Below are 4,517 nucleotides of genomic sequence, written 5' to 3'. Positions count from 1 at the left end.
CGCCTGGCTGTGGGTCGTGTTTCCGTGCCTGCTGCTCAATTATGCCGGGCAGGGCGCTTTCGTGCTGGCCAAGAACGGCGTCGTCGGCCATCCGTTCTTCGAAATGAATGAAGGCTGGACGCTGATCCCGATGGTCGTGCTGGCGACCGCCGCCACGGTCATCGCCAGCCAGGCGGTGATCTCGGGCGCCTTCTCGTTGACCAGGCAGGCGGTGCAGCTCAACATGCTGCCGCGCCTGGAAATTCTGCATACGTCGGAGAAACAGTCCGGCCAGATCTACATGCCGCGCGTCAACCTGCTGCTGGCGCTGGTGGTGATGATGCTGGTGGTGGGCTTCGGCGAGTCCAGCAGGCTGGCATCGGCCTACGGCATCTCGGTGACCGGCAACATGCTGGTGACCACGGTGCTGTTGTTTGTGGTCATGACGCGGATCTGGAAATGGAAGCTGTGGCTGGCGGTCTCGCTGACGGCGCTGTTCGGCTTCATCGACGTCGGTTTCTTTGCCTCCAACATCGTCAAGGTGTTTGAGGGCGGCTGGGCATCGCTGGCCGTTGCCTTCACCATCGTGCTGGCCATGTGGACCTGGGTGCGCGGCAGCCGCTATCTGTTCGACAAGACCCGCCGCAACGAGATCCCGCTCGATTTCCTCGCCGGCAATCTGTTGAAGAAGAAGCCGCAGCTGGTGTCAGGCACCGCCGTGTTCCTGACCAGCGATCCGCTCAGCGCGCCAACCGCACTGATGCACAGCCTGAAGCACTACAAGGTGCTGCATGAGCAGAACGTCATCCTTTCAGTGGTGACCGCGCCGCAGCCGGTGGTGCCCGACAGCGACCGGGTCAAAATGGAGACGGTCAACGAGCTGTTCATGCGGGTAACGCTGACCTTCGGCTACATGGAGCAGCCCAACATCCCGCGCGCGCTGGCGATCTGCCGCAAGCAGGGCTGGAAATTCGACATCATGACGACTTCGTTCTTCCTGTCGCGGCGTTCGCTCAAGGCCTCGCCCAATTCCGGCATGCCGGTGTGGCAGGACCGGCTGTTCATCGGCCTGGCGCGCACGGCGGCCGACGCGACGGAGTATTTCCAAATCCCGACCGGGCGCGTGGTGGAGATCGGCACTCAGGTGGCCATCTAGGACATGCCGATATTCAGGTGAGGCCGGCCTGCGAACGGCAGGTTCCTGCGCTTCCGGTACTCACGGACCAAGTGTCCGCTCCGTTCCGGTTCTCGGAACCCACATTCTCGGTCCAGCCTGACCTGAATCTCGACATGTCCTGGCGAATGAGCTGTGTCTTGCGGCACAGTCCATGTCACTCCGCTTCAACCGGCCAGCGCGGCCTTGTTCGCCTCGAGGAACTGCTTCAGCGTTTTTGGCTTGCGGCCGGAAAGCGTCTCGATCGCGTCGGTCACCATGGCGATGCGGCCGGAGCGCGTGTTGACGTCGAAGGACACGATGACTTCAGCAAAATCCTCGGGAACGCCGGATGCCTTTACCCCTTCGGTGAGCGCTTCATCCGGAACCTGCACGACATCGAGCGACTTGCCGGTGACCTCGCTTACCAGGGCGGCAATCTCTGCCGTGGTGTAGGCGTGCGGACCGGTCAAGGTGTAGGTCTTGCTTTCGTTTGAAGCGCCAGCGAGGCTGGCGGCGATCGCCGCTGCCATGTCGTCGCGCGCACCGTGGGCAATGCGCCCGTCGCCGGCCGACGTGTACCATTTTCCCGAGGCGATCGCGTGCGGCAGGGCCATGAACAGGTTCTCCTGGTACCAGCCGTTGCGGAAGATCGTGTAGGGGATGCCGCTCGCCTTGATCGCCTGCTCGGTGCTGTAGTGGTCATCGGCAAACAGGACCGGCGATACCGGCTCCGGATTGGGCATCGAGGTGTAGAGCAGATGCGAAATGCCGGCGTTTTTGGCCGCGGCGACGGCATTTTCGTGCTGCTTCAGGCGCCTGCCGCTTTTGAGATCGAGATCGCCGGTCGAAATAATCAGCACCTTGTCGGCGCCTTTGAATGCGGTTTCCAGCGATGCCGCGTCGTTGAAGTCGGCGGCCCTGACAACGACGCCGCGCAGCGCCAGATCGGCCACGCTTTCCGGATTGCGTGTGGCGGCGATGATGTTTGCCGGTGGAACTTTGTGCTTGTCCAGGAGATATTGGATGACGCCGTGGCCGAGCTGGCCGGAAGCGCCGGTGACGAGAAGGGTTTCGCTCATGGAAGGTCCTGACATTGCGCCGCTAAGGCGGTTCGAGTGGCAGTCTCAAAAAGAGACCAGCACTAAAATAGGAATTGACCTGGTGCCGTAAAGAAGGCAGTTTTTCGGGAGGTAGGCACACGCAGGGAACCAGCCATGGACGGCAAGGTCATCAATCTGAAATCGAAGTTGGAGGTCTATAAGGCCATCTCAGGCGGCGGCAATATTGCCAATTGTCCGGTTCGCGAGGTCATTCAAGGGGTGAGCGGCAAATGGAGATCGCTGCTGATGATGGCGCTGGCTGAAAAACCCTATCGCTTCGGTGAGTTGCGGCGCCTTGTGCCCGACATTTCGCAACGCATGCTGACCCAGACGCTGTACGATCTTCTGCGCGATGGCTATGTGCATCGTGAGGTGTTCCCGACCAAACCACCAAGCGTCGAATACAGCCTGACCGATCTCGGGCGCTCTATGTTCGGCGCCTTTCATCAATTGATTCTGTGGGCCGAACTCAACCATGATGCGGTGCGCGCAGCGCGCGCCGATTTTGATGCGTCCCAGGCTTGAACGGCCGCCAAGGCCCAGGCTTGAACGACCGCTAAAGCCCCACGGTGCGGCTTGATTTCGCCGGGCTGCTGAAGGATTGTCCCGGCCAGTTCGGCTTTGGGGGCATTGGCATTTCCTACGACATCGCAATAGCAGGCGCCGGGCCGGCGGGACTGGCCATGGCGCTCTATCTCAAGCGCGCCGGGCATCGGGTCACGGTCTTTGAACGCTTCGATGAGCCGAAGCCGGTCGGCTCCGGGCTGATCCTGCAGCCGACAGGGCTGACGGTGCTGGCCGATCTTGGCCTGCTCGACGACATGCTGGCGCTGGGCAGCCGCATCGACCGCCTGCATGGCGCCGATGCCACCACAGGCCGTACCGTGCTCGATGTCCGCTACGATGCGCAGCGCGGTGGCCGCTTCGGGCTGGCGGTGCACCGGGCGGCCTTGTTCGGCGTGCTCTTCCGCGCCGCCCAACGCGAAGCGATCGCCATCGAAACCGGCGTCGAGATCGAGGCCTTGGAGACGGGCGAACGGACGACGCTGATCTGCGGCAACGGACGAAGGGCGGGGCCGTTCGACCTCGTCATCGACGCCAGCGGTTCGCGCTCGAAACTGCGCGGCGCAAGCGCTGCAGGCGAGCCACGACCGCTCACCTATGGCGCGTTCTGGGCCTCGCTTGGCTGGCGCGGCGACGGTTTCGATGAGCGCGCGCTGCTGCAACGCTACGACAGAGCGAGCGTGATGATCGGCGTGCTGCCGATCGGCCGGCCGCAGCCGGGCGCTGAAAAGATGGCGGCCTTCTTCTGGAGCCTGAAGCCGTCGGACGCCGATGAGGTGCGCGTCCGGGGCCTGGATGCCTGGAAGGAGAGGGTGATCCGGCTGTGGCCGCAGAGCGAGGCGTATGTCAGCCAGATCGACAGTTTCGACCAGCTCTCGCTGGCGCGCTATGGCCACCACACGATGAAGCGGCCGGTTGGGCGGCGGCTGGCCATCATCGGCGACGCGGCGCACTCGACCAGCCCGCAGCTCGGGCAAGGGGCCAATATGGCGCTGCTCGACGCCGCGGCGCTCAGCCATGCGCTGGCGCGGACGGACAGTGTCGAAGCGGCACTTGAAGCCTATGCGAGGGCGCGGCGCTGGCATGTCCGCATCTTCCAGGCGCTGTCGCTGGCGTTCACGCCGTTCTACCAGTCGGATTCGGTGGCGCTGCCCTTCATCCGCGACAGGCTGGTGGCGACGGTGGCAAAAATCCCGCCGGCGCCGCAGTTTCTCGCCTCGATGGTGGCCGGCACCGTAATCGATCCGTTCAAGCGGATAGGACTGGTCGAAGCGCGGTGGCCGGATCGTTTTGGCCAATGAGGCTCGAAAGGTACGATCCCTTTGCCCGCAGGAAGGCATGCAGGCGCTGCGGGTAGTCCGGCGCCACGGCTTGCCTGATCGACGGGCGTTCACTCAACGCCCGGCGCCATGCGCGGACGAGGGGCTTTCGGTCAAGAATGCCGAAATCACCGATCCGGTCGAAGACATCGAGATAGCGGAAGACCGGACCGTAAACGGCGTCGACCAGCGAGAAGTGCTTGCTGGCGAACCAGGGGCCGCCAGGCTCGTCCGCCAACTCGGCTTCGAGACGGTCGAACATGGCGGACAGCGCGCTGGATTCGTCAAGGAAGCCGGCCTCGGTCGATGTTGAATAGAACCGGCTGATGGCATTGAGGGTTGCCGAACCGAACTCGATCCAGGCGCGATGCCGGGCGCGGGCATAGGGATCGGCCGGGT

General features: G+C 63.4%; 5 protein-coding genes. 3 read left to right on the top strand and 2 right to left on the bottom strand.

What is annotated here, in order from left to right:
* The coding region (locus tag EN884_RS26910; RefSeq protein ID WP_206617646.1) for a KUP/HAK/KT family potassium transporter at window positions 1-1,135 on the top strand (1,135 nt) is incomplete at its 5' end.
* 185 nt (window positions 1,136-1,320) lie between these two features.
* Here the strand turns inward: EN884_RS26910 and EN884_RS26905 are convergent.
* A complete protein-coding gene (locus tag EN884_RS26905; protein WP_063168260.1) occupies window positions 1,321-2,214 on the bottom strand; it encodes an SDR family oxidoreductase in 894 nt (297 codons plus the stop codon).
* A 135-nt stretch (window positions 2,215-2,349) separates the two neighbouring features.
* On the opposite strand from EN884_RS26905, the gene EN884_RS26900 reads away from it, so the two are divergent.
* Both EN884_RS26900 and EN884_RS26895 read left to right on the top strand, forming a co-directional pair.
* Window positions 2,350-2,760, top strand: coding sequence for a helix-turn-helix domain-containing protein (locus EN884_RS26900; protein ID WP_063168259.1), 411 nt, complete (start codon window positions 2,350-2,352; stop codon window positions 2,758-2,760).
* A 44-nt stretch (window positions 2,761-2,804) separates the two neighbouring features.
* Complete coding sequence (locus tag EN884_RS26895; protein ID WP_082826476.1) at window positions 2,805-4,100, top strand: NAD(P)/FAD-dependent oxidoreductase; 1,296 nt, start codon at window positions 2,805-2,807, stop codon at window positions 4,098-4,100.
* Here EN884_RS26895 and EN884_RS26890 read toward each other — a convergent pair.
* On the bottom strand, window positions 4,048-4,517 hold a 470-nt coding region (locus tag EN884_RS26890), incomplete at its 5' end, for a glutathione S-transferase C-terminal domain-containing protein (RefSeq protein WP_206617645.1). The genes EN884_RS26895 and EN884_RS26890 overlap by 53 nt on opposite strands.

The organism is Mesorhizobium sp. M7A.F.Ca.AU.001.01.1.1 (assembly GCF_004022735.1).
In the GTDB taxonomy this organism is placed as follows: domain Bacteria; phylum Pseudomonadota; class Alphaproteobacteria; order Rhizobiales; family Rhizobiaceae; genus Mesorhizobium; species Mesorhizobium ciceri.
Note: the sequence above shows the minus strand (reverse complement) of the source record. Positions and strands in the feature narration are given on the sequence as shown.

Excerpts from the sequence above, each read along its gene's own strand:
- EN884_RS26905 (WP_063168260.1), bottom strand. The coding sequence starts at position 2,214 with ATGAGCGAAACCCTTCTCGTCACCGGCGCTTCCGGCCAGCTCGGCCAC.
- EN884_RS26900 (WP_063168259.1), top strand. The coding sequence starts at position 2,350 with ATGGACGGCAAGGTCATCAATCTGAAATCGAAGTTGGAGGTCTATAAG.